Origin of the sequence: Candidatus Avelusimicrobium caledoniensis, from assembly GCF_902756455.1 — a bacterium.
Lineage (GTDB): Bacteria > Elusimicrobiota > Elusimicrobia > Elusimicrobiales > Elusimicrobiaceae > Avelusimicrobium > Avelusimicrobium caledoniense.
The window spans coordinates 45,388-69,544 of record NZ_CACVRB010000001.1; the positions used below are offsets into that span (position 1 = coordinate 45,388).

22 protein-coding genes and 1 tRNA gene are annotated in these 24,157 nt (G+C 47.2%); 3 read left to right on the forward strand and 20 right to left on the reverse strand.

The genetic code is table 11. The features are described from left to right. Positions 1-50: 50 nt before the first annotated feature. Positions 51-2,126 (reverse strand): glycine--tRNA ligase subunit beta, encoded by a 2,076-nt coding sequence (gene glyS / locus ACQY2W_RS00200; protein WP_428048504.1) that lies wholly within the window; start codon positions 2,124-2,126, stop codon positions 51-53. Beyond that, positions 2,123-2,986, reverse strand: a complete 864-nt coding sequence (locus ACQY2W_RS00205) for a glycine--tRNA ligase subunit alpha (RefSeq protein WP_428048643.1) — start codon at positions 2,984-2,986, stop codon at positions 2,123-2,125. The genes glyS and ACQY2W_RS00205 overlap by 4 nt, the downstream gene beginning before the upstream one ends. A 78-nt stretch (positions 2,987-3,064) precedes the next feature. Here ACQY2W_RS00205 and ACQY2W_RS00210 point away from each other — a divergent pair, with 78 nt between their 5' ends. After that, positions 3,065-3,724: an HAD family hydrolase gene (locus tag ACQY2W_RS00210; protein ID WP_428048506.1), complete on the forward strand. Its 660-nt coding sequence runs from the start codon at positions 3,065-3,067 to the stop codon at positions 3,722-3,724. On the opposite strand, the gene ACQY2W_RS00215 is transcribed toward ACQY2W_RS00210, so the two are convergent. The 3 genes from ACQY2W_RS00215 to lipA all read right to left on the reverse strand — a co-directional run bounded on the left by ACQY2W_RS00215 (position 3,721) and on the right by lipA (position 5,790). Further along, complete coding sequence (locus ACQY2W_RS00215) at positions 3,721-4,278, reverse strand: type IV pilin protein (RefSeq protein ID WP_428048508.1); 558 nt, start codon at positions 4,276-4,278, stop codon at positions 3,721-3,723. The two genes, ACQY2W_RS00210 and ACQY2W_RS00215, sit on opposite strands and share 4 nt — an antisense overlap. A 278-nt stretch (positions 4,279-4,556) precedes the next feature. After that, a complete protein-coding gene (locus ACQY2W_RS00220; RefSeq protein ID WP_428048510.1) occupies positions 4,557-4,877 on the reverse strand; it encodes a hypothetical protein in 321 nt (106 codons plus the stop codon). A gap of 7 nt (positions 4,878-4,884) precedes the next feature. Beyond that, positions 4,885-5,790, reverse strand: coding sequence for a lipoyl synthase (gene lipA / locus ACQY2W_RS00225; protein ID WP_428048512.1), 906 nt, complete (start codon positions 5,788-5,790; stop codon positions 4,885-4,887). 53 nt (positions 5,791-5,843) lie between these two features. Here lipA and ACQY2W_RS00230 point away from each other — a divergent pair, with 53 nt between their 5' ends. Beyond that, positions 5,844-7,913: a SpoIID/LytB domain-containing protein gene (locus ACQY2W_RS00230; RefSeq protein ID WP_428048514.1), complete on the forward strand. Its 2,070-nt coding sequence runs from the start codon at positions 5,844-5,846 to the stop codon at positions 7,911-7,913. Here the strand turns inward: ACQY2W_RS00230 and ACQY2W_RS00235 are convergent. From ACQY2W_RS00235 to ACQY2W_RS00255, 5 genes are all read right to left on the reverse strand, one after another. Next, positions 7,910-8,398 (reverse strand): type IV pilin protein, encoded by a 489-nt coding sequence (locus ACQY2W_RS00235; RefSeq protein WP_428048516.1) that lies wholly within the window; start codon positions 8,396-8,398, stop codon positions 7,910-7,912. The genes ACQY2W_RS00230 and ACQY2W_RS00235 overlap by 4 nt on opposite strands. A 141-nt stretch (positions 8,399-8,539) precedes the next feature. Continuing rightward, positions 8,540-10,315: a hypothetical protein gene (locus ACQY2W_RS00240; protein ID WP_428048518.1), complete on the reverse strand. Its 1,776-nt coding sequence runs from the start codon at positions 10,313-10,315 to the stop codon at positions 8,540-8,542. A 58-nt stretch (positions 10,316-10,373) separates the two neighbouring features. Further along, positions 10,374-12,122, reverse strand: a complete 1,749-nt coding sequence (gene aspS, locus ACQY2W_RS00245) for an aspartate--tRNA ligase (RefSeq protein WP_428048520.1) — start codon at positions 12,120-12,122, stop codon at positions 10,374-10,376. Further along, positions 12,119-13,348, reverse strand: a complete 1,230-nt coding sequence (gene hisS, locus ACQY2W_RS00250; RefSeq protein WP_428048522.1) for a histidine--tRNA ligase — start codon at positions 13,346-13,348, stop codon at positions 12,119-12,121. The genes aspS and hisS overlap by 4 nt, the downstream gene beginning before the upstream one ends. Positions 13,349-13,571: 223 nt before the next feature. Continuing rightward, positions 13,572-13,644 (reverse strand) — tRNA-Ala (locus tag ACQY2W_RS00255). 133 nt (positions 13,645-13,777) lie between these two features. On the opposite strand from ACQY2W_RS00255, the gene asnS reads away from it, so the two are divergent. Beyond that, positions 13,778-15,076 carry an asparagine--tRNA ligase gene (asnS, locus tag ACQY2W_RS00260; RefSeq protein ID WP_428048524.1) on the forward strand — a complete coding sequence of 433 codons (1,299 nt, stop codon included), beginning with the start codon at positions 13,778-13,780 and terminating at the stop codon, positions 15,074-15,076. 71 nt (positions 15,077-15,147) lie between these two features. Here the strand turns inward: asnS and ACQY2W_RS00265 are convergent, their stop codons facing one another. From ACQY2W_RS00265 to ACQY2W_RS00310, 10 genes are all read right to left on the reverse strand, one after another. Beyond that, positions 15,148-15,819, reverse strand: coding sequence for a type IV pilin protein (locus ACQY2W_RS00265; RefSeq protein ID WP_428048526.1), 672 nt, complete (start codon positions 15,817-15,819; stop codon positions 15,148-15,150). A 135-nt stretch (positions 15,820-15,954) separates the two neighbouring features. Beyond that, complete coding sequence (locus tag ACQY2W_RS00270; RefSeq protein WP_428048528.1) at positions 15,955-17,844, reverse strand: hypothetical protein; 1,890 nt, start codon at positions 17,842-17,844, stop codon at positions 15,955-15,957. A gap of 1 nt (position 17,845) precedes the next feature. Further along, positions 17,846-18,799 (reverse strand): response regulator, encoded by a 954-nt coding sequence (locus ACQY2W_RS00275; protein ID WP_428048530.1) that lies wholly within the window; start codon positions 18,797-18,799, stop codon positions 17,846-17,848. 88 nt (positions 18,800-18,887) lie between these two features. Next, complete coding sequence (locus ACQY2W_RS00280) at positions 18,888-20,618, reverse strand: ankyrin repeat domain-containing protein (protein ID WP_428048532.1); 1,731 nt, start codon at positions 20,616-20,618, stop codon at positions 18,888-18,890. Positions 20,619-20,628: 10 nt separating this feature from the next. Then, positions 20,629-21,294, reverse strand: coding sequence for a ribonuclease III (rnc, locus tag ACQY2W_RS00285; protein WP_428048534.1), 666 nt, complete (start codon positions 21,292-21,294; stop codon positions 20,629-20,631). A gap of 2 nt (positions 21,295-21,296) precedes the next feature. After that, on the reverse strand, positions 21,297-21,542 hold the full coding sequence (acpP, locus tag ACQY2W_RS00290; protein WP_428048536.1) for an acyl carrier protein: 246 nt from the start codon (positions 21,540-21,542) through the stop codon (positions 21,297-21,299). A 41-nt stretch (positions 21,543-21,583) separates the two neighbouring features. After that, positions 21,584-22,327 carry a 3-oxoacyl-[acyl-carrier-protein] reductase gene (gene fabG / locus ACQY2W_RS00295; protein ID WP_428048538.1) on the reverse strand — a complete coding sequence of 248 codons (744 nt, stop codon included), beginning with the start codon at positions 22,325-22,327 and terminating at the stop codon, positions 21,584-21,586. A 2-nt stretch (positions 22,328-22,329) separates the two neighbouring features. Beyond that, positions 22,330-23,373 (reverse strand): phosphate acyltransferase PlsX, encoded by a 1,044-nt coding sequence (gene plsX, locus ACQY2W_RS00300; RefSeq protein ID WP_428048540.1) that lies wholly within the window; start codon positions 23,371-23,373, stop codon positions 22,330-22,332. Positions 23,374-23,381: 8 nt separating this feature from the next. Further along, positions 23,382-23,594 (reverse strand): 50S ribosomal protein L32, encoded by a 213-nt coding sequence (gene rpmF / locus ACQY2W_RS00305; protein ID WP_428048542.1) that lies wholly within the window; start codon positions 23,592-23,594, stop codon positions 23,382-23,384. Positions 23,595-23,637: 43 nt separating this feature from the next. Beyond that, entirely contained in the window at positions 23,638-24,132 is a 495-nt protein-coding gene (locus tag ACQY2W_RS00310; protein ID WP_428048544.1) for a YceD family protein, read from the reverse strand. Positions 24,133-24,157 lie beyond the last annotated feature (25 nt).

Below are 24,157 nucleotides of genomic sequence, written 5' to 3' on the forward strand. Positions count from 1 at the left end.
AAAACTAACCCCCGATAGAACCGGGGGTTAGTTTTTGGGCGAATTTTAGTTTATAACTTGGTAATATCTGCGCCTGTTTGCGCTAAACACGCACGCACACGCGCCAGTAGGGCAAGGCGGTTATTGCGCACGGCGGCGTCTTCGGCGTTGACCATGACTTCCTTAAAGAAAGTTTCCAACGGCGTTTGGAACGCCGTGCACGTTTTTAAGCGGTTTAAATAACCGTTTTTATCCGTTGTTTGCGGTAAAGCGGCCACTTGTTTTTCTACGGTTTGCACCGTTTCAAAAAGCGCTTTTTCCGCCGGAAGTTCCAAAAGATTTTCTTTTGCGGGCCCCGGCGTAAAATCGGCTTTTTTAAGGATATTATTTACGCGTTTGGCGGCTTCCAACACGGCCCCAAAGGCCGCATCGGTCTTGACGGTTTCCAATGCGCTGACCAGATCTTCCACTTGCGCAAGCGGCATTTCATACCAGTTAGAAACTGCCTCTAACATACCGGCTTGGTGTCCGCGCTGTTCAAGCACTAAGGCCACACGCGCTTTTAAAAACGCGGGCAGTTCTTGGGTGCCTTTGTCTGCCGTTCCCGCCGGATACAACGCGCGCGATTTTTCCACCAATTCTTTTAAAGAAACGGGCAGCGCGTTTTCCAACAAGATGCGCACCGCGCCAAACGCTTGGCGGCGCAAGGCAAAGGGGTCCTCACTTCCCGTCGGAATTTGCCCGATTAAGAAGTTGCCAACGAGTGTATCTATTTTACCTGCTAAACTAACCAGTTGCCCCGCTTTGTCCGACGGCAAGGCAGAGGTACTTGTTAGCGGATAGTAAAACTCTTCCATCGCTTTAGCGGCGTCTTTATGGCCTTCTAAGGCGGCGTACTGCCCGCCCATATATCCTTGTAATTCGGGGAACTCATACACCACATGGCTGGCCAAATCGGCATACGCGTGCGAAGCGGCATAATCTACCGTTTCTTTAAGTGCGGTTTGGCCCGTCTTTTCGCACAGCCACAACGCAAGTGCTTGCGTGCGGGCCGATTTTTCATACAGCGAGCCAAGCCCCTCTAAAAATTGAATGTTTTTGAGTTTATTTTTAAAGGTTTCAAGGCCTTCTTTTTTATCGTTTTCAAAGAAGAACACCGCGTCGGATAAACGCGCGGACATTACTTTTTTAAACCCGTCACGTACTTCGTTTTGGTTGACCGAAATACCGTCGCGAACAGCGATAAAATACGGTTGCAACTCGCCTTTGGCGTTAAGCACCGGGAACATTTTAATTTGCTTTTTTAAGACGGTGGTAATGAGTTCTTTGGGCAGTGTTAAAAACTTAATTTCAAAGTCCCCGCTGACCGCCACCGGATGTTCGGTAAACCAAACGGTTTCTTCCACCAAATCTTCGTCCAAATCGGCCCGGTAACCACGCGCTTTAGCTTCGTTAGACACCGTTTTGATAAGCGCGTCTTTGCGCTCTTGCGGCATGACCAAAATCGGTTGCGGTTGGTTGCGCAAAAGTTCGGCATACGCTTGCGCGTCGGCGGTGGCTACTTTAATCGGTTTGCGCCCGAAAGAAGATAGCGGATACGTGTTGCGGTTAGACGTTACACCCGCGACGGTAAACTTAATGACTTTGTTTCCGTACAAACCGATGAGCGAGCGGATCGGGCGTCCGTAGCGAAGGCCCGATTCTTCCCAAATCATATTTTTAGCAAACTCTAAACCCGTTACTAACCGCGTAAAAATTTCCGGCAAGAGTTTGGCGGTTTTTTCGCCTTTGATTTTTACTTTGGCGTAAATAAAAGGCCCTTTGTCGGTTTCTACGACGGTTAATTTTTCCGGCGCAAGTCCGTTTTTTTGTGCAAATCCGGCACTTTGCGGCGTGAAATTGCCGTTAGCGTCTTTTAATAATTTGGCGGGCGGCCCTTTGACTTCTTTTTGCACGTCGGCCGATTTATCTGCGATATTGACAATTTCCACCACCAAGCGGCGGTACGTACCAAACGCGTGGATACGCTCATACGAAATGCGTTTTTCCGTCAGTAAATCAGCGGCTAATTTTTCCAGTTGCGCCAGAGCCGGTTTCATAAACCGCGCGGGCAAGTGCTCTACTCCGATTTCCAATAAAGCGTTCATTTCGCGGCCTCCTCTTTCTTCTCTACACTCTCCACATACGCTTTGGCACACGCTTTAGCCAAATTGCGGATCTTGGTGATGTTATTCGTGCGGTCGGACACGCTAATGGCCCCCCGCGCTTCTAACATGTTAAAGTAGTGCGATAACTTCATCGTGTTATCATACGCCGGAAGATACAACCCTTTTTTGCAAAGAGCCAAACATTCTTCCTCACATTCTTGGATATAGCGGCGCAAGTGCTCCACGTTAGATTCTTCAAAATAGTAATGCGAAAATTGGCGTTCACCTTCGTGGTGTACGTCGCGGTAGGTAACTTGGTCGTTCCAACGCACGTCAAAGACGTTATCTACTTTTTGGCAATACATCGCAATACGCTCTAATCCGTAAGTAATTTCTACCGTGATAGGGTTTAAGGCATATCCGGCCATATTTTGAAAGTACGTAAATTGCGTGATTTCCATACCGTCTAGCCAAATTTCCCAACCTACGCCGGAGGCCCCTAACGTGGGCGATTGCCAATCATCTTCTATCCAGCGCACGTCGTGCTCTTTGGGGTCCAACCCAATGGCTTTTAGCGAATTTAAATAAAGTTCTTGGATATTAGCCGGGGCAGGTTTCATGATTACTTGATATTGATAATACTTACCCAAGCGGTTGGGGTTTTCGCCATAGCGGCCGTCAGCGGGGCGGCGGCAGGGCTCAATATAGGCGCGGTTAACGGGTTTAGCCGTTAGCGAGCCGAAAAAAGTTTCCGGGTTATAGGTACCGGCTCCTTTTTCTACGTCGTAGGGTTGGACAAGGATGCATCCTTGTTTCGTCCAATACGTGTTCAAAGCGGATATAATATCCTGAAAATTCATACCGTATTTCATAAGTAACTATATTATATAAAATAAGCGGGCTACCCGGCGAGGTAGCGAAATTTATACAATATTTGTATGATTACGCACATCGTTTTTGATATGGACGGGCTTTTGTTGGATACGGAGATGATTTATTTCATCTGCTACCAACGTGCCGCACGCAAATGGGGAAAAGAATTTCCCTTTGAACTGTTTGAACAATGCGTGGGAATGAGTCCGGCCGATTCAAAACAAATTATTGATAATTATTATAAAGGGACCGTGGACGTACCCGCTTTGTATCAGCAAACGGGAAAAGAGTTTGAAGATTATTTAGCGCGCGACGGGGAAATTAACTTTCGGCCCGGCGCTAAGGAAGCGGTGGAATATTTTGCAAACCGCGGTTTTACGCTGGCGGTGGCATCTTCCAATATTCGCAAATGGGCGGAAGAAATGCTACAAAGAAAAGGCATTAAAAAATATTTTTCCGTTATTACTATGGCAGACGACGTAACCAAAACAAAGCCCGACCCGGAAATTTATTTAACCACCGCGGCCCGGTTAAATGCGTCGCCCGCGCAATGTCTGGCGTTTGAAGATTCCGTAGCCGGAGCTACGGCCGCTATCCGCGCAGGGCTTCGCACGTGCGTCGTGCCGCAAATCAAACAGCCCGATACGTTCGTGCGTGAACGCGCGTTTAAAATTTATCAGTCGCTTGATGATATTTACCCCGATATGGACGAGTTGCTTGGCTAATTAGGAAGTTGATAGACTTTGTGTCCGCTTCCTTCTTTCCCTATATATGTTCCCCCCATAGATTTACAAGCTTTTTGATAAACGTCTGTATTACCTGAACAATGTATGCCACTACGAGTATCTCCAGGTGTTGGATTATCAAAATAATAAGTGATATACCCCCGCGACCAAGTTTCATTATTTACCCGTGGTGTTCCAACTAATACCCGCGGGTTAAATCCGTTTCCTACATTAAAAGATAATTCTATGGTTGCATTGGTAGATTGTATGACACCGCTTAACCAATTTGATTGAGAGGTGGTAGCCGATACCGGCCCGATGTCTATATTAAGCATATCTAAATCTGCCGTATAGGCACCATTAGCTAAATAATACACTTCCTCTGCATCTTTAATAGCTTTAGCAAGGGTGTATGCTTGCACTAACCGGCTTTTGGCTACGGCTTGCTCGTATTTTGGCAATGCCACCGCCGCCAAAATACCGATAATAAGGACGACGACCAGAAGTTCAATGAGGGTAAATCCTTTTACGCTGTTATCAAAAAAGGGTGTCATCCCCGAATGTTTCTGTCGGGGATCTACTCCTTTTTCCGAAACAGCAACAAGGTTGAGATTCCTGAACCCTGCGGGCCGCCAAAATTTTGGGAATGACATTTTTTTATTTTTATTTTCTCTTTGCATAATTTTATTCTCCTTTACTACGTGCCATATCATTAAACAAAATGTAGCAAAAAAAAAAACGATGTCAAGTTTTATTTTTCTTGGACGGTAAAAAGGCATAAAAAAAGCACACAACGCAACGGGTTGTGTGCTGTAAAGTAAAACAGTCAAAATTATTCTTCTAAAATACTGGGGACGGGAAGTTCATCTTCCGGTGGAACGACACTTTGGGCGGACGCATCGCCGGAGTCGTTTTCTTCTTCCTCATCTTGCAAGGGCGTAATGGTCATTTCTTCGTACGTTTCATCTTGCAGGGAAAGATCTAACTCCACGGGCTCGCTAGGCGTTTGGACCCGGTTTTTGCTCGGCTCGGACGAAACGACCGGAGCTTTTTGGGTTGTACCCGCCGTGCCGCGCGGATTCCACCACGCCGGTATTTCGGCACAAGCGGCTAAAAACAATAACGCAACCAAAATTCCAAGTTGTTTTTGCATAAGTTTATTATACTTTATCCGGCTTAATTTGTTCACATTTCGCTTGTAAACACGCCGCTTGGTACAACGCACCCGCCCGGTAACTGCTACGCACAAGCGGCCCGCTGGCTACCCCTTTAAAACCTAAAGATAAGGCATATTCTTCCCACCTTTTATATTCTTCCGGCTCGGGGTAGCGCGCTACGGGATAGTGATTTTTTGACGGGGCTAAATACTGTCCTATCGTAATTAAATCTACACCCGCACCGCGCAAATCTTTTAATAATTGGCGTATTTCTTCTTCCGTTTCGCCCAGTCCTACCATAAAGCCGGACTTTGTAAAAATGTGCGGAGCATACTTTTTACTGTTTTCTAATACGCCAAGCGTGCGCGTATATTGCGCGCCGACCCGTACCGATCCATATAAACGCGACACCGTTTCTATATTATGCGCGAGCACGTCGGGCCGCGCATCTAAGATAGTATGCAAGGCGTTTTCATCACCTTTCAAATCGGAGATCAGCGGCTCTACATTTACGTCGGGCGTGCGCGTATGGATAGCTTGTATCACGCGGGCAAAGTGTCCGGCTCCGCCGTCTTGTAAATCGTCCCGCGTGGGCATGGTAAGTACGGCGTAACGGATGTGCCACTCATCAACGGCTTGGGCCACGCGCTCCGGCTCGGTATCGTCGGGCGGTAGTGGTTTTTCGCGCGAGACCGCGCAAAAGCGGCAACCGCGCGTGCAACGCTCGCCCAGTACCATAAAAGTCGCATCGCCGCAGTTAAAACACTCCCCCCGGTTGGGGCATTTTGCCGCATGACAAACCGTGTGTAAAGCGTGGCGGGAAATAGAATCTTCCGCCGTCAGAGCCGTGGATGAACGCAAGGCGGCTTTATTTTTTCCCACCATTTCTTTAAGCCAAGTAGGTATCATATTTAAATTATACTAAAACCGGCCCGACGGTAATATGATAAAATAAAAGCGATATGCATAAATCAGCCGTTTTAATTAGTTTATTATTCCTTTTTGCGGGCACGTACGCGTCGGCGCAAGAGAAGACAACCGCCGATAAATTGCAAGAAGCGGCCGGGTTGTATTTTGCATACCAACCGGAAAAAGCACTAAACGCGTATGTGGATATTTCCAAAGAAACATCCGACCGGGAAGCTTTTTTAAATGCGGCATTTATCGCCATGGAGCAAAATAATTCCAAACTGGCCGTTGATATCGCTACCGCCGCTTACCGCGCTTATCCGCAAGACAGCGAGATTATCCAAACCGCCGCCGAAGCGTATTTGGCCGACGGACAATATGCCGCCGCGGAAATGCTACTTTCCCAACTGTCCGAAGAGCCCGGCCGCGCGGAATTATTACACATCAATTTGGCCCGGGCGCAAATCGGCATGGGCGAAAAAAAACTGGCTAAGAACAATTTAAAACTGGCTACGCGCGGCAAAGTACACACGGCCCTGTCCAACTATTTATTAGGGCTTTTATACGAAGAAGAAAACAATTACAAAAAAGCGGTCAAACATTTTAAAGTGGCCTCGGAGTATGACCACCAATTTATTGAAGCCAAAATGCACTATGCAAACGCGTTGGAAAAAACGCGCGATTACAACGAGGCCTACCGCCAATACCGCATGATTTATACGTTAGAGAAAAAAAACGACACCGTGCGTAACGCCTTAGCGCGGTTACTACCCAAATTAACCCGTTCCGAAAAAGAACTCACTGCCGGAAAAACACGCAAAGACCACACCTTAGTTAAAATGATGATTATTCCCGACGGCAAAAAATATCCGCAAGAAATTAAAGTTGGCTTAGGGATGAACCCCAACGGTCGTCCCCCCCAACGCACTACTTTACAATTTGTGCCGTCGCATGTATTTGTTATCCAAGATGACAAAGGAAACGAAATTTTACGCGGTAACGCCAAAGAAAATTGGACGGCACTACTGGAAAACGGAAAAACATATTTGCAATCACCCGCGGGCAAAAAAATTCCGTTTCACAAATCGGTAACGATTCGTCCCATTTCACACACCGCCGGAGAAGGACACACCATTTTAGTCAAACAACTGATGAGCGGCGCGGGCATGACGTGGGCCAGTTTGGACGATAAAGAGTACCGCGGTAAGTTGCAAATCGTGCATAACACCCGCCTAAATACGCTTGTGCCTATCAATGTGCTGACGGTGGATGAGTATTTGCAAGGCGTTATTTCATCTGAAATGCCGGTGCAGTTTCCCATGGATGCGCTCCGGGCGCAAGCGGTTTTGGCGCGCACGTATGCGCTGAAACATTTAGGTAAACACAAATCGTACGGTTATGATTTGTGTGACACGCAAAACTGCCAAGTTTACGGCGGCGTAAGCGCGGAAAGCGAACGCGCCAACGCGGCGGTAGAATCTACTATTGGTGAAGTGTTGCTATATAACGGCAAACCGATTGAGAGCGTATTTTCGGCTAACTGCGGCGGCATTACGCAAAGCTCTAAAGACGCGGGTTGGAGTGATACGCCGTATTTACACCCGGTGTCTGATTATAAAGATTTTGATTTTTCCACCTTACAGCCCTATCACTTTAAAAACTTGCTCCAATACTACCACGACGCATACAGCCGCTACGACAAAAACGTAAGTATGGCGGCGTTTCGGTGGGTGCGTGTGGTGGAAGAAAAGGAACTGCGCGAAGTGATTAAACGCCAGAAAAAAGACATCGGCGAGATTAAAGCCCTTATCCCGTTACGCCGCGGCAAATCGGGCTACGTAAGCCGCTTGCTCGTTAAAGGTACAAAGGGCAGCGTAACGCTTAATAAAGAAAATGTCATACGAAACAATTTAAGTTTGGGGATGTTGCGCAGTAGTTATTTTATCGTAGAGCCCAATTACGAAAACCGCAAGTTAAAATATTTTGTATTTTACGGCGGCGGGTGGGGCCACGGCGTGGGCTTTGACCAAACAGGCGCGGCCGGACGCGCCGACGCGGGCCAAGATTACAAAACGATTCTGCAACACTACTTCCCTAAAGCAGAATTTACAGAAGGGAATTAGTTTGAAAAGTTATAAAAGTACCACATCCCGTCAGAGCCGAGCGAAGTGTTTTTTGTAACCTGTTTGCATAGTTCATTGGCTTGTGAATTTTCTTTAATAGCATAGCAGACCCTACGTCCTGTATGCGCTGTATTATCCCACATAAAATACAATCGTAAACCTTGTACGTGCTCACTCCACAAAGCAACCCATACCGTACCTAATTCAGCCCTCCATTTATTTTCAGCGGTAAAGGTGCGCGAGTTTTGTTGATAAGTACCTGCAAAATCTACATCCAGTTCCGTCCAGTCGGTTGTATAAGTTCCGTTGGCTAGGTAGTAGCGTTCCTCGGCTTGTTTAATCGTTTGGCCTGCAGTGACGAGCTGCACAAGCCGGGTCTTGGCCACCGCAAATTTATACTGCGGCAACGCCACCGCGGCTAATATACCGATGATGAGCACAACGACAAGTAATTCAATGAGCGTAAATGCCTTATTGTTTTTCATATTATTGCTCCTTAATATTTTTTTACTGTTCCTTTATTATCGTTTTTTTTTTTTATTTGTCAACCCCCCTTGCCGGGGGCAGGTAACAAACAAACAGCCGCCCCGGAAACCTGAGCGGCTTGAGAAAAGACAATTTATATTTTATTTTCCCGTCAGTTGACGTTGGGCCACTTGGCGAGCTTCTTGCATTTGCTGTTGGCGTTGCTCGTCGGTCAAATTCGGGTTACTTAAAATAGCATCAATACGTGCGTTCATTTGATCCAATACGTTGCGCACGTGTTGTTCGGTATCGGCAATCATTTCCGGGGCGGCATCAGCCATACTTTGCCGCACGGCTTGGATGTATCGTTCTTCGTCCAGTTTTAGTTGTGCGCGGGTGGTGTCGTCGTTATTTTTGCGTAGGGCTTTTTCGGAAAGGGCCTCTTTTTCCTGTTTAGTTGTTTCCGGGTTTGCCCAAATCTCTGCCATTTCATCGGCGTAGCGTTGGTAAATATCTTGGAACACAGCCGACCCCTCATCGCCATACAAACGGTGAGCTTCCTTAAGTAACGCGTTGGAACGCTCCACAATATCTTGCTGACGGAGTTTCTGCTCTTGCTCAGACGCATGATACGGTAGTTGTAACTCGTCAGCGTTTTGTTGTTCCTCTTGGCGAGGTGCATTGACATACGGCGAGAGTGATTTTTTATTATCCGTCAAATATTTACGCATTTCAGCGTCACGCTTGCGTTGGAGAGCTAACGCTTTTTCAAAATACTCATCTTGCGTAAGTTCCTGTTGGGCAAGTGCCAGTTCCTGTGCGCGGTATTTATCCATAATGGCTCCCAAAGCCGCGGCGGTTTTTTCATCGTACGATTTTTTATAATGCGCCAACAAATCGCCGTCGCGCTTGTTTAATTGATCTTGCATGCGTTTTTGCCCTTCGTTGGCACTTAAATCTTTGAGTTTATCGTTGTATTTTTTACTGATTTGGCGCGTTTTTTGTTGACGCTCTTGCGTGGATAAACCCTCTTGGTTTAGCACGTTCATAAGTTCCTGTTGGTAAGCGTCCATGATTTGTCCGGCCTGCTTGGCCGCACCCGCGCCAAAGGCACTTTGCATGCTTTTAACGATGTTATTTTTTTGATAGGAAATTTGTTTAGCCACTTGCGCAAACGGACCAGACTGGGCCGCAGACGCACTTTGCCCACCGGAAGAATTACGCGATAAATATTTTTCAATATTTGTATCTTTTTTACTCTTAGGCAGTAAGGCACGCAAAACGGCTTCTTCCACGCGGTCGGTTAAGCCGTCTAATGTTTTTTCCAATTTGGCCGCTTCATCTTTAGTCAGCGCGGCCATATACGGCGAGAATAACGCTTTGGATGTTTTATTTTGTTCCTGTTCGTTAGTTGAGCCGGACGCAAAATTCCCCCCCATTTGATACGCCCGTTGTGGCATAGTTGCGCCCGAAGTAGAGCCATAAGAACCGGACGGAGTAACCGCACGGCCTTCTTGTAAATTTTGCGCGGCTTGGTTATATAAAGACGGCTCGCGTTGCGTTGCATAAGTAGGAACTGGCGTCGTGGCAAGTTGTCCGGTGCGCGCCAAAGACGGACTTATGGAGATAGAGGGGCTCGTTTTTCTTTCTAACGGTGAAGAAACAACCGGTAGACCGGTGTTATTGGCCACCGTATCAGACGGCCGGGAAGAATCGGTCTCTGTACCCGTTGCATCCTCCAGCCCTAAAAACTCTTGGGTTTTCAGTTGCTCTAAAGCCGGATTGGTAATCGGTTTAGCCGTTGTTCTGGTGCGGTGCGCGCCGGAGGGCAAAAAACCCGCCGTATCTTGTTTGTCTTGTGTAGAAGAATAAAATACTACGGCCAGTAGGGCCGCCAGTACGAAAGTTAAGATAAAGAAAGATTTATTTTGGTTCATACTATTATTATAACTGAAATTGATAAAAAGAAAAGCCCCGCGTTGGCGGGGCTTACTTTTACTCTTTTGTAATTTCAATGCCCAGCTCTTGTAACTGTTTATCGTCTACCTTATTGGGCGACTCAGTTAGCGGGCAGGCCGCTTGCGCCGTTTTGGGGAACGCAATAACTTCACGGATAGATTCTTCCCCGGCCAGTAGCGCGGTAATGCGGTCCAACCCCAGGCCGATACCTCCGTGTGGCGGTGCGCCGGCTTCCAGCGCATTTAAGAGCATACCAAAGCGGATAGCGGCGTCTTCTTTGGAGTGTTTCATCAAGGCCAAAATACGCTCTTGCACGTCGCGGCGGCAGTTACGCACCGAGCCGGACGCGAGCTCGTTTCCGTTAAGTACCAAGTCAAACTGGTACGAACGCACGGAGCCCGGGTCTTTTTCCAAATTAGGTAAATCTTCTTCTACCGCGGCCGTAAAAGGGTTGTGCGCCGCGTCCCAGCGGTCCTCTTCCGGGATATATTCTAACAACGGGAAGTTGGTGATCCACGCAAACGCCCAATCGGTTTTTTGCGGCAACTCTTTAACGAGCTCCTTGCGCAGAGCCCCCATAAAACTTTGGCACGTGCGTTTGTTTGCGTCGCTACCTACTAAGATAGCATCTCCGTCTTGCGCCCCTACCGCCTGTTTAAGTGCGCAGAGTTCTTCGGGCGTGAAAAATTTAGCAGCGGGGCCTTCGTATTTACCGTCTTTTACTTTCAGCCACACAAGGCCTTTCGCCCCGTTCTTTTTCGCCAGTTCGGTTAGTTTATCTAAATGACCGCGCGAATAAGCGGCTCCCTTTTCGCCTTTGAGTGCGTAGATAGCGCCTTTGGCGGCAAGTACGTCTTGGAACACTTTGAATCCGGTTTTGGCAAACAAGTCAGACACATTGACCAGTTGCAACTCGTAACGTAAATCGGGCTTGTCCGAGCCGTATTTATCCATGGCTTCGTCAAACGGAATTTTAATAAACGGCGTTTGTAATTCTTTGCCCGCCGTCTTGAAAATTTCCTTCATGAGCCCTTCCACAATTTCGTGGATGTCGTTAATGGTTACAAACGACATTTCCATATCAATCTGCGTATGTTCGGGTTGGCGGTCGGCGCGCAAATCTTCATCGCGAAAACACCGTGCCAATTGGAAATAGCGGTCAATGCCGCTGGCCATTAAGGTCTGTTTGAACATCTGCGGGCTTTGCGGCAAAGCGTAAAATTCGCCATGGTGTACGCGGGACGGCACGAGGTAATCGCGCGCGCCTTCGGGCGTGGAGCGGGTTAAAATAGGCGTTTCTACTTCCAAGAAACCTTGCGCGTCTAAATACCGCCGCGCGGCTTGTGCAATACGGTGGCGCAACAGCAAGTTGGAAAACATCTTTGGGTTGCGCAAATCTAAATAGCGGTATTTTAAGCGGATTTCTTCAGCCACACCGCGTGAATTTTCCACATCAAAAGGCAAGGGGATGCACGTATTTAATACTTTCAAATCTTCTACCAAAATTTCAATTTCGCCCGTTTTCATATTGGGGTTGACAGCCCCCTCAATGCGGCGTTTAACCGTACCCGTTACCTCAATAACATACTCGTTGCGTAGTCCATACGCCGTATCAAAAAACGGGCTGTTGGGCTCTACTACTAATTGGCATACCCCACTGCGGTCGCGCACGTTGATAAAAAGAACGCCGCCGTGGTTGCGGTAGCTGTTCACCCAACCGCATAAGGTTTGTTTAGTGCCTAATAATTCAGCGGTAATATCGCCGCAGTAATTGGTTCGTTTCATAGGAATTTTTTTACCTCACTTACTAAAGCGTCAAAGGAAATTCTTTTTTGTTCTCCCGACTGTAAATTTTTTAAAGTTACTTCGCGCGCGGTTAGTTCGTCCGAGCCGATAATCACGGCATACGACGCGCCGCAACGGTCGGCTTGTTTCATTTGGCCTTTGATGTTTTTATCAAAGAGCCCGCCTTCCGTTTTAATACCCGCGGCGCGTAAGGTTTGCATTAAATTAAATGCGGCTTCGTTACACGTTTTGTCCATGGATACAAAATAGACACTTTTGGGCTTAACAAATTCCACGTCGCCACGCGATAAGATGACGCGCTCTGCGCCCATGGCCCACCCGATAGCCGGCGTGGCCGGGCCGCCCATATTTTTCACAAGCGTATCGTATCTTCCCCCCGCCGCAATTGCGTTTTGGGAAGCATCGCCTGCTTGAAATTCAAACACGGTGCGGGAGTAATAATCAAGCCCGCGCACAAGCATGGGATCTACTATAAAATTGATTTTGCCTTTTAACAAGCGTTGTACTTCGTCAAAATGCGCCTCACACTCAGGGCACAGTTGCATCGTCGGCACACGGCCCGCAAAACGGGCTCCGTCAATTTTGCAATCTAACACACGCAAGGGGTTTTTTTCCAAACGTGTTTGGCAATTTTCGCACAAGGTATCTTTCTCTTTAGATAAAAAATCAATGAGTGCTTGGCGGTAAACGGGGCGGCATTTATCGCACCCTAAGCTATTGATTTTGACGGTATAATTTTTCGCGCCGAACTTGGCAACGATGTCTTTTAACATCAAAATTACTTCGGCATCGGCCGCCGGAGCAGAATTGCCGATATATTCGGCACCGATTTGTTCAAACTCGCGGTAGCGGCCCGCTTGCGGGCGTTCGGCGCGGAACATATTGCCGATATAATAAAATTTTTGCACCGGGGCTTGTTGGACGAAATTATTTTCCAAATATGCACGCACCACGCCGGGGGTGCCCTCGGGGCGGATAGCCAGTTGGCGGTGTCCGGCATCTTCAAATGCGTACATTTCTTTTTGGACGATATCGGTCGTTTCCCCGGTAGATTTTACAAAAAGTTCTTTTTGTTCTACCGTCGGTAAGCGCAGTTCGCTAAACCCGTAAAGCGAAAACACTTCGCGGGCGCAAGTTTCTAACTGAGTAAAATTTTTTGCTTGGGGCTCAAAAATATCTCTAAACCCTCTAACTAATTTTGCCATATAAGATATTTTAGCATTTTATACGAGAACAAAAAATCATCCCATTAAAAAAGCCCCGCTTTCGCGGAGCTTTCTAATTTTGGACGTGATCGGGGACCCACCCGACGACCTCCTCGTTAGCTCACTTCGGAGCAAAACGCGCCCCAGTTCACAACGAATCGGTCTTTCGGTTTATATCACATATAAAATTATAAAGCCCCGCTTTCGCGGAGCTTTCTAATTTTGGACGTGATCGGGATCGAACCGACGACCTCCTCGTTGCGAACGAGGCGCTCTCCCAGCTGAGCTACACGCCCGTAAAACGGTTTCCTTACGACATATTTATTATAGCAAATATTTTTTGAAAACAAAAATTTTTTGTTTTCGTTGCTCTTTCTCTCATTAAAAAGATAAAATAGAAATATATTATTTTTTATCAACGAGGTTTTTATGTTAAACAAAATTCGCGTGAAAGACGTTGGCCAATACGTCGGCCAAGAAATTACTTTGCACGGTTGGCTCTACAACAAACGCTCCAGCGGTAAACTCCATTTTTTGCAACTGCGCGACGGTAGCGGTATTATCCAATGCGTCATGTTTAAAGGCGAAGTGTCCCCCGAACAATTTGACTTGGGCGATAAAGTAACGCAAGAATCTTCCATTATCGTTACCGGAACGGTGCGCGAAGATAAACGCTCACCCTTGGGTTTTGAACTCGGCGTAAAAAATTTAGAAGTAGTCCAAATGGCAAAAGATTATCCGATTTCGCCCAAAGAACACGGGCCGGATTTCTTAATGCAAAACCGTCACTTGTGGTTGCGCTCGGCGAAACAAACCGCCATTTTGCGCGTGCGTGATGAAATCATTTTTGCTATCCGCGAATATCTGCACAAGAACGGGTTTATCTTGTCGGACTCCCCCATTTTAACCCCCGCCGCGTGCGAAGGCACCAGCACGTTATTTGAAACCGATTACTTCGGGCAAAAAGCGTTTTTGTCCCAAAGCGGTCAACTCTACGGCGAGGCCTCGGCGATGGCTCTTGGCAAAACGTATTGTTTCGGGCCGACGTTCCGCGCGGAAAAATCTAAAACGCGCCGCCACTTAACCGAATTTTGGATGGTGGAGCCGGAAGTTGCCTACAACGATTTAGACGATAACATGGACCTGGCCGAAGATTTTATTAAATACATCGTCGCACAGGTGTTAAAAAACCGCGCTGCAGATTTGAAATTATTGGAGCGCGATACGTCTAAATTACAAGCCACCGTGGAAAAGAAATTCCCGCGTATTGACTACACAGACGCTATTGAAATTTTGCATAAAAAAGGCAACGACACCCCGTGGGGCGGCGATATCGGCGGCGACGAAGAAACCCTACTGGGCGAAGATTACGACACGCCTATTATGATTCACCGCTATCCCACCGCTATCAAAGCGTTTTATATGAAACGCGACCCGAAAAACCCCAAAGTCGTTTTGGCAGTAGACGTTATCGGGCCGGAAGGCGCCGGCGAAATTATCGGCGGTAGCGAAAGAGAGGCCGATTACGATGCGCTACTTGCCCGCATTAAAGAACAAGGGCTGGACCCCGAAGGATATAGCTGGTATTTGGACTTACGTAAATACGGCAGTGTGCCGCATGCCGGGTTTGGTATGGGTATTGAACGCATGGTACGTTGGGTGTGCGGACTTCAACACGTGCGCGAAACGATCCCGTTTGCCCGTATGATGGATAAGATACACCCTTGATTTAGAAGAAACGAAAAAAATGACGGCCTGTGCAAAAAAGCACAGGCCGTTGTTGTTTGTAAAAGTTTTATTTACGGCATTTGATAATAGCGATACACGCCGCCCATCAAATTGGTTGGGCTGGCTTTTTCCAACTTTTCACAAAAATTTATTTCATAGCGGGAATCTTCCATACAATACATTGTTCCGTCAGAAGACATCCTAAAACCCGCTCTTTGATAGGGCCCATCCCTCCACATGCCAATGACGCTGATGTTAGCATTGGAAGAACCATTTAACGTAATTTCAAAATCTTTTCCTTGGCGCACCGCATCCGTTCCGGCAATCACTACCGACACAGAAGGAGTTGTTTTAGGCGTCAAAGGTAAGTCAATGGATAAATCTTCAAAATTGACGGCATATTCACCGTTGGCTAAATAATAGGCGTTTTCGGCCTGGTGTATGGCTTTTACCAATGTTTTTAATTGTGTGTTTTTGCTTTTCCACACCGCCTTTTGATACTGCGGCAAAGCCACCGCCGCAAGTATACCGATGATGAGGACGACCACTAAGAGTTCAATTAACGTAAATGCACCATTGTTAAAGAATAAAGATTTGTCATGCCCGAAATTTCCCGTCCGGCGAAGACTCGGGTATCTCCCGATTTTCTTTCGCTTGTTGACCATCCCATCCGAAACAAAAATACGAAGATCCCCGACAGCAACACTCGGGGATGACATACTTTTTTTAATTTCTTTTTCCATACAAAATTCCTCCGTTTGATTTCTGTTTAATTAAATTAAATCAAAAAAAAAAACAATGTCAAGTGTTATTTTTACGACGAAGAAACAACAAAAAAACCCCGCTTTAAAAGCGGGGCTTATCAAAAAATACGATTTTTATTTTCCGTTCGGGTAGGCTTTACCGGTAGCCGCGATGTTACTTAAATAGTTCAGAACTCTTTCGGCCTCATCCGGGAAAATGGCCGGCTCCACTTCCCCCACGATGTTATACTGAAATAACGTCAACGGGGCCATGGGCGCATCAGAATAAGAGACTACCGGAATATTTAATTTGTTATTCCACACATACATAGATACTTCAAATCCGTTGTGTTCTTCACCAAGTACATAGTCCGTTAATACCACATCATAGTGTTTGTAAGCCAACAACGATTTGGCCTCCGCTACGCTGGTGGCAAGCTCTATGGTTACTTCGGGGTGTAAGCGGCTGACGACTTCGGTTAGTTCATCCACCCCATATTCGTCATCCCGCACCGCCAATATGCGCATGGACTTTGCCGCCGGATTAAACGGTAGCGAATATTTGTAATTTCCAAACTCGTCATCGGCAACGCTATAAGCATTGTAATTGTCTTCAACATAATCGGGCTGAGTCTGTGCCCATTCTTCCAAATGTTTGAGTTGTTCCATCAACGTTCCGTTAGTAAAATCATAGCGGGGAGTTACTGTTTTAGCCGATACAAACGCTTTATAAGAATTTAATAATTCCTCCATGTCATCGCGGGACATCTTTTCCAACACCTGGGCTTGAAAGCCGTAGGCAGTTAATTCAAGCTCCAAGGACTCACGCGAGCGTTTAGCCGGATAAGAAGGACGGGGCCGGGCTGACGTTTGCTCAGCCCTTTCTGCCCACGCCGGAAGGGTGGGTGCATTGTCGTTACCTAACAAATGGAAATAGCCCAATTCGGATACGCCTTGCGGGGCAGCAGCAACGGTTTGAAGTTGTTGGTGCCAAGCTTTTAAATTGCTTAAATAATTAAATACCCGTTTTGCATCCGGAGCCGTCAGCGCAATATCTATGCGGCCTAAGATATTGTGACTGAGCAAATAATCCGGCGTAGCTCCGGCCGCGGAGTAAAGCACCACCGGCACAGCAATTTTTTCGTTATATACTTTCATCCCCAGCATATCTGCCGTACCGCCACGCATGACATAGTCACATAATACCACATCGTAAAAACCGGATTGCAACTTGGTAATTACACTTTTGGGACTCAGGGCCCAAGTAACATCTACCCGCGAATCTTTAGCGGCGGCTTCTAATAAAGGTTCTAACGGCTCGCGTTTATCATTAACTACCAAAACACGTAATTTATCTACTTGCGGGCTAAAAGGCAAGGTGTATGTATCATACACATAATTTTCTTCTAAATAGTCCGGTTGGCTACGCGCCCAAATTCTACGTTCCGATTCTTTCCCCGAAAAACGCGAAGCTACCGCCGCACCGGACTTTAAACTCAGGTACGTATCGTAAAATTCTTGCAAAGAATCGCGGTCCCACTCGTTGGCATTGGGTGGAAGGGCATGTTCCTCGGAAAGCGCAATACGCAACTGCAACGCGGACATCTTCTTCCCGTTGCTTGAGGACGAAGTGTTTCCGCCCATGAGTTCCCAAACGGGTGGTCTTTCTGACGAAACAAATTCTGTTTCCTCACCAAACGTATGAAAAGCAGACACCAACCCGCTGGAAACTTGCGCCTGTACAGCTTGATGTTGTACGGCGTTGGATAAAGCGCTTGTAGTAGGCACTGCCGCCGGGGTAGCCGGAAGCGTAGGGTGGGCAGCGAAGCCCCCCCTTATGGGCGATAAATGGACCGGACGCGTAACATTAAGCCCCGGGTGGAGTACACTTGGCTTACGCAAGTGAAAAATACGGGCCGGATTTTTGGGCACAGGCGGCCATCCGCCCGCACATAATTCAGACACGCCCCCCAACAAGAGTGCGATTAAAAAACCGGGTAAAATAAACAAGTTATATTTTTTCATATTAGTTTTGATATGCCTTACCGGTAGCTACCATGTTACTTAAATAATTAAGTACTCTCTCGGCTTCGTCCATATCGTACGCTACCGGGATCTGCCCCACCATATTATACTTAAATAACGTATATTTACTATACGGTTCACACGAATAACAAATCACCGGGATATGCAATTTTTTATTCCAAACATACATACTTACTTCTAAACCGTTTCTGTTCCCCAACGTAAAATCTGCTAGCACGATATCATAGGAAATCGTATTTAATAGTTCAAACGCTTCCGACACATCGTGCGTCCGGTCTACCAGCATGCCGGGGTGTTCTTTGGACAGTTCCATCAGTTCGCGCCAACCCGAAGATTCATCCCGTACTATCAATATACGCAATTGTCGGACCGGATAAAACGGTGCTTCATATTCAATTCCCATCAAGCGCGGAGGAATATAATTCCCTTCCACAAAATCAGGTTGTAATTTCGCCCAGTCGTAGAGAGCATGCAATCCCTCTATCGTATTTTCAAATTCTCCCTGTTCAAAACGAGAACGCACTTCTTTGGTAGTCTCCATGGCTTTGTAAGAGTTAATAAAATCGTTTAAATCTTGGCGCGTATACGTTGCCAAATGCCGCTCATCTAATCCCAGTGCCGTGGCCTCTAACTGCAAAGATTCCAACGAGCGCATGGGTGACGGAACGATTTTTTTGGGTACTTCGGGCGCAGGAAAGTGAATAACGGGCTCGGCTATTTTGCCCGAACCGAGCAAATGGAAATATCCCGCCACGGAAACCCTGGGCACCGTGTGTATCATACCGGGCGTTGTCAAACGGCCGGCGTAACCAATCTGCGCGTGAGCCGCCTGACGGGAAACTGCACCCGTCAACTTAGGCACGTTGGGTCTAAATTGGGCATAGCATGGCGCAACTAATGAACAAAAAATAACCAGAAAAACAAACCTCTTCATACTCTTATTATGACACCTTTATCCCAAAAAAACAAGAACCAAAAGGCCCAGTTTTATGCTGGGCCTTTTTGAACGGAAACACAACAGATTATTTCTTTTTAGCCGTTAATTTTTTGGCTTGGGCGGGCTTGGCTTTGCATTTGGCCATTAAATCTACGGGCGATTCTATCCCTAAGATATTGGGCGAAGTAGCGTGCAGGCCCGGCTTAGCCCCAACGGATAATAAATAGTCGTACATTTCTTTATCGCAGTTGACGGCGGCAAGTCCTAGCGGCGTAAGCTGTTTCTTGCCCGCCAAATTGGCTTTATATTCTAACATCAATGCCAAACGCCCCTCTTGCCGGGCCAGTTGCACAAGATGTTTAAGCATATCCATATTCTGCGCTTGCACCGCCTGGTGAAAGACGTTACCCTTGGGCGACGCTTCAAACAAGCGCGCCATATTGCTAAGCAAATAATCTACCATTTCGGTTTGCCCGTTTTGCACGGCTACCAACAGCGGCGTATCGCCCTCTTTATTTTTATCAAATACGACCGATTTGTTTTGCGCCACTACGCGGCGTGCCAAACTGACATCGCCCGTCTGAGCCGCTTTAAAAATATCGGCATCCGTAATAGCGGCCGCTTCTTGTTGTGCGTTAGGCAGTTCGCGCCCTTCGGCTTTGGCTTGCGCAATCAGCGCGGCATTATCTTCTTCAATAACGGTGTTTTTTACAACGGTTAAATCTTTTTCAAACCACGGAAGCACCGCGGTGCGTTTTTTCTGGCGGGCGGCGGCATACGGAATTAAACCGTCGTTTGCGGCTAAAGTAGCATCGGCATCGGCCGCTAACAGACGTTTTACAATATCCACATATCCCTTTGAGGCGGCCCAATATAAAGCGGTTTGGCCCAGTTTGTTTTGCGCGTTTACATCTACCGGGGCTTGCATGGTTTGCGGTTTTAAGAGTTCGCGTACTACTTCCGGCTGATTGTAACGCGCGGCATAAATAAGGGCGGTATTACCGTCGTTATTGGCCGCATTGACATCGGCCCGGTAAGCAAGCAAATCGCGCACGCTTTCCAAATCGCCTAGCGAGGACGAAATAATTAGTGGCGTATTACCTTTTTCGTTACTGATATTCGGGTCAATACCGCCTTTGAGCATGGCAATTACGCCTACGTTATTTTTCTTGGCACTGGCCCGGAATAAATAATCGCCGTTTAACCCTTCGGAAACGCCGCTTGATAAAAACAGGTCAACCATGTCGTTGCGTTGTTTTTCCAAGGCCAGAAACATCGGTGAGTGGTTGTAGTTATTGACGGCATTGATATCGGCTCCGGCAAAAACAAGCAAGCGGGCAATTTCCGTGTCATCCAAATAATATAAAGCACGCAACAGGGCGGTATCTTTAGTAAAGGCATTTTTTTTGTTGACGTCGGCCCCCGCCAAAATAATTTGCCGCACCGCTTCTACATTACCCAATGTGGCCGCGACCAACAATAACGGATCGCCCTTACTGTTGACGATATTAACATTAGAGCCAAGTTTTTGCTCCAACATATCCAAAAACCCGGCCGTATCGCGGTGTTGTAACAGTTCGGTGGCCTCGTCGGCCAGTTCCGTAGAGGTTTGCCGCACTACCAATTTTTGATTGCTTTTTGACACCCGGGGTTGCAAACCGCTTTTAAACGTAAACGCTACCAATATCACTAACGGCAAAGCCGCTATGATAAGAAGTGCCAGTAGCGGTTTTTTGGTAACAGACGATGATAACTTCCCGGCTTGTTTTTCCGGGATGATCGCCACGTGTTTAGAAGGTTTGGTAGGAAACGGCATACAACTCCTGCTATTTTTTCAGTTGGGTTAATGCGTTTTGGGCGGCGGCTTGTTCGGCTGATTTTTTATTATGGCCTTTACCGCTACCTAATACGCGGCCCGACAAACTTACTTGCACGGTAAACACTTTATCGTGTTCCGGCCCGACAGTCTGGACGACTTCATACACAGGCGTTTGCGGTCCGCGTTTTTGCAAAAATTCCTGCAAGATACTTTTGTAATCTTGCGCGTCTTGTGTAAGGGCTTGTGTTTTTACCCACGGCAAAATAACTGATTCCGCCGCCGGATAGCCGCCGTCTAAGTACACAGCGCCGAGCACGGCCTCTACCGCGTTGGAAATAATACTGTCGCGTTCGCGGCCGCCGGTGCAAATTTCCCCATGGCTTAGCAGCATAAAACGCCCCAAGTCCATTTGTTTGCCCCACACATAAAGGTTCCGCCTGGAAACCAAATTGGACTTTATTTTAGAAAGCACCCCCTCTTCTACATGAGGGCATTGGTTGTAAATATAATCTGCAACCACCGCGCCTAATATACTATCTCCCAAGAACTCAAGCCGCTCGTTATGCTTAACGTTACGGCGCTCGCCCGCGAAAGATTTATGAGTGAGTGCTTCCTGTAAAAAGTCTTTGTTTTTAAAGCGGTACCCGATGATATTTTCAATATCCGTGTACACGTTTATTTCTTGGCGTTTTCTTCAATGTAAGAAATGGCTTCGCCTACCGTTTTGATTTTTTCGGCTTTTTCATCAGGAATTTCAACGTCAAATTCTTCTTCCAACGCCATGATGAGTTCCACGGTGTCCAAAGAATCAGCCCCTAAGTCGTTGACGAATTGGGCTTCCGGTTTTACTTGGTCGGCTTCCACACCCAATTGTTCCACGATGATGTTTTTCACTCTTTCTTGTACGTTTTCTACAGACATGTTGTCCTCCGTATTTTTTAAAGGGTATCCCCTTCTAAATTCTACATATATAGCCCGCCGTTCACGGCAAGCACATGCCCCGTAATATACGAGGCGTCATCTGAGGCCAAGAACAAAACTGCCTTGGCGATATCCTGCGTAGTGGCAAACCGTTTAAGCGCGATTGCCTCTAACGCTTTGGCTTTTACGTCTTCGGGCAAAGCGTCCGTCATGGCCGTTTGCACAAATCCGGGCGCGACGGCGTTTACCCGCACATTACGCCCGCCAAATTCTTTGGCTAACGTTTTAGTCAGCCCGATTATTCCCGCCTTGCTGGCCACATAATTGGCCTGCCCGGGGTTTCCCATTTCCCCCACCACGGAAGAAATGTTTACAATGTTGCCGCTGCGTTTTTTAAACATCACTTTTAAAGCGGCTTTAGACATTAAAAAAGTACCTTTTAAATTGATGGTAATAACGTCGTCCCAATCTTGTTCGCTCATACGCACGGTCAAATTATCGCGCGTGATGCCGGCATTATTAACAAGCACGTCTAACGAGCCGAGTTCGGCTACTGTATTTTGGACCAATTTATCACAATCTTCGGCACGGGAAATATCTACCGCTTGCGTATAAATTTTCACCCCGTATCCGGCTAACTTTTGGGCGGCTTCTTTCAGCGCGTCTTCGTGTGTGGCACACAGGGACAAATTCGCCCCCGCTTGTGCAAACGCTTCGGCTAAGGCAAACCCGATCCCGCGCGACGCGCCGGTAATTAAAACGTTTTTACCTTTGAAGTCAGCCATGATTATTTTTCCCCGTGTATTTCCTGCTCAATTTTTTCAAACGTCGGTTTTAAAGCGGCCATTTTTGCAGCCACATCGCCGATGAAATCTTTTTCTACCAAACGCGCGGCTGTTTTAATAGCGTTAAAAATAGCAAAATCGTTTGATTTACCGTGTGCGATAATCGCCACCCCGTTCACACCTACCAGCGGCGCACCGCCGTAGCAATCGGGGTTAGTGTGGTTTTTTACCGCCTTAAATGCACCTAACGATAACAGCGAACCCAACATAGCAAGCGGACGTTTTTTAACTTCGCGCTTGATCATCCGGATCATAGTTTTGGCAAGGCCTTCCGCTGTTTTCAATACGATGTTGCCGACAAATCCGTCGCACACAATCACGTCGGTTTCGCCGGTGTTTACATCACGGCCTTCCACGGTCCCGCGGAAGTTTACCCCGATTTCGCGCATGTGCGGCACGGTATGTTTAACAAGCATGTTCCCTTTTGTTTCTTCTTCGCCGATAGAGAGCACCCCCACCGACGGAGCGGGAATATCAAATACTTTTTGCATGTACGTAGAGCCCATGACCGCAAATTGTAACAAGTGAATCGGTTTACAATCGGCATTGGCTCCGGCGTCTAACAACAAACAGACACCTTTATACGTAGGCATCGGCGAAGCAATAGCCGGACGCTGGACCCCTTTGATGCGTCCCATACCAAATAACGCCGCGACCATCGCCGCGCCGGAGTGCCCGGCAGAGACGAAAGCGTCCGCCCGGTGGGTACGCACCAAATCGGCACATACCACGATGCTCGCATCTTTTTTATTGCGGCATTCTTTGGCAGGTTCAGCCCCCATATCAATGGTATTGGGAGCATGTACAATGGACAAACGCGCCGGCAAATTTCTATGCCCTTGCGCGCGCAATTCTTTACGCAAAACCTCCTCGTTGCCAACGAGAATTACTTCCAACTTGGCATCTTTTTTAAGTGCTTTTAACGCACCTGCTACATTGGGTTTTGCTCCAAAATCGCCGCCCAGAGCGTCCAAGGCTATTTTCATACAAAAGTTTATTTCGCTTCGTTATTTTCCGCTTTGGCTTTTGCTTTGGGCGCGGCGACTACGCGGTCTTTATAGAAACCGCAAGACGGACAAACGTTGTGCGGCAAGCGCATCGCTTTGCAGTTGGGGCATTCCACGAGTTGCGGAAGTTCCACTCCCGAGTTGTGGGATCTTCTCATATCCCGGCGGGAACGAGTGTGTTTTTTCTTTGGATTCGGCATTTGTTTTACTCCTGTTTTACTCTAGAACAATTCTAAAGAATTATTATTTAAATTTTCCTTTTAATGCAGCAAACGGCGATAAATTCTCCGGTTTGCACGTGCACGGGGCAACATTTAAATCTTGCCCGCACATCGGGCATAACCCTTTGCAATCCGGCTTGCACAAAAAACGAATATCTTCGCTTAATGCGAGCGTTTGCCGCACAAGGTACATTATATCAATTATTTCTTGTTTATTGCTATAACTTTCTACAAACTCTTCCGCAAAAGATTGACTAGACATCTTCAAACAGCGCGCACATTGTACCTCGCGCACACCGTCCACGCGGCCTTGCACCAAGATTTCACTGCTCGCTACGGAAAACGACAACTCCACCGCGGCCTTTGTAATGCGGTTGGGCGCGTCAAAAAGTCCGTCCAAGTATTTGGCATTTATCACGCACGAACACTTGAGCCCGCCCATGCGGATAATGTCTGCCGTTTTAAAACGCAAATCTTGCGGCACATCGTAATCTTGATAAAAGGAATTTTCTTTCATAGGAATATTTTAGCAAATTCTCGGG

What these genes read in the sequence shown, in the direction of transcription:
- ACQY2W_RS00215 (WP_428048508.1), bottom strand. Translation starts at nt 4,278, where the DNA reads ATGACACCCTTTTTTGATAACAGCGTAAAAGGATTTACCCTCATTGAA.
- ACQY2W_RS00280 (WP_428048532.1), bottom strand. Translation starts at nt 20,618, where the DNA reads ATGCCGTTTCCTACCAAACCTTCTAAACACGTGGCGATCATCCCGGAA.
- ACQY2W_RS00310 (WP_428048544.1), bottom strand. Translation starts at nt 24,132, where the DNA reads ATGAAAGAAAATTCCTTTTATCAAGATTACGATGTGCCGCAAGATTTG.
- ACQY2W_RS00270 (WP_428048528.1), bottom strand. Translation starts at nt 17,844, where the DNA reads ATGAAAAAATATAACTTGTTTATTTTACCCGGTTTTTTAATCGCACTC.
- lipA (WP_428048512.1), bottom strand. Translation starts at nt 5,790, where the DNA reads ATGATACCTACTTGGCTTAAAGAAATGGTGGGAAAAAATAAAGCCGCC.
- asnS (WP_428048524.1), top strand. Translation starts at nt 13,778, where the DNA reads ATGTTAAACAAAATTCGCGTGAAAGACGTTGGCCAATACGTCGGCCAA.
- ACQY2W_RS00205 (WP_428048643.1), bottom strand. Translation starts at nt 2,986, where the DNA reads ATGAATTTTCAGGATATTATATCCGCTTTGAACACGTATTGGACGAAA.
- rpmF (WP_428048542.1), bottom strand. Translation starts at nt 23,594, where the DNA reads ATGCCGAATCCAAAGAAAAAACACACTCGTTCCCGCCGGGATATGAGA.
- ACQY2W_RS00265 (WP_428048526.1), bottom strand. Translation starts at nt 15,819, where the DNA reads ATGGAAAAAGAAATTAAAAAAAGTATGTCATCCCCGAGTGTTGCTGTC.
- plsX (WP_428048540.1), bottom strand. Translation starts at nt 23,373, where the DNA reads ATGAAAATAGCCTTGGACGCTCTGGGCGGCGATTTTGGAGCAAAACCC.
- aspS (WP_428048520.1), bottom strand. Translation starts at nt 12,122, where the DNA reads ATGAAACGAACCAATTACTGCGGCGATATTACCGCTGAATTATTAGGC.
- ACQY2W_RS00235 (WP_428048516.1), bottom strand. Translation starts at nt 8,398, where the DNA reads ATGAAAAACAATAAGGCATTTACGCTCATTGAATTACTTGTCGTTGTG.
- acpP (WP_428048536.1), bottom strand. Translation starts at nt 21,542, where the DNA reads ATGTCTGTAGAAAACGTACAAGAAAGAGTGAAAAACATCATCGTGGAA.
- ACQY2W_RS00220 (WP_428048510.1), bottom strand. Translation starts at nt 4,877, where the DNA reads ATGCAAAAACAACTTGGAATTTTGGTTGCGTTATTGTTTTTAGCCGCT.
- ACQY2W_RS00230 (WP_428048514.1), top strand. Translation starts at nt 5,844, where the DNA reads ATGCATAAATCAGCCGTTTTAATTAGTTTATTATTCCTTTTTGCGGGC.
- ACQY2W_RS00240 (WP_428048518.1), bottom strand. Translation starts at nt 10,315, where the DNA reads ATGAACCAAAATAAATCTTTCTTTATCTTAACTTTCGTACTGGCGGCC.
- glyS (WP_428048504.1), bottom strand. Translation starts at nt 2,126, where the DNA reads ATGAACGCTTTATTGGAAATCGGAGTAGAGCACTTGCCCGCGCGGTTT.
- hisS (WP_428048522.1), bottom strand. Translation starts at nt 13,348, where the DNA reads ATGGCAAAATTAGTTAGAGGGTTTAGAGATATTTTTGAGCCCCAAGCA.
- ACQY2W_RS00275 (WP_428048530.1), bottom strand. Translation starts at nt 18,799, where the DNA reads ATGAAGAGGTTTGTTTTTCTGGTTATTTTTTGTTCATTAGTTGCGCCA.
- ACQY2W_RS00210 (WP_428048506.1), top strand. Translation starts at nt 3,065, where the DNA reads ATGATTACGCACATCGTTTTTGATATGGACGGGCTTTTGTTGGATACG.
- fabG (WP_428048538.1), bottom strand. Translation starts at nt 22,327, where the DNA reads ATGGCTGACTTCAAAGGTAAAAACGTTTTAATTACCGGCGCGTCGCGC.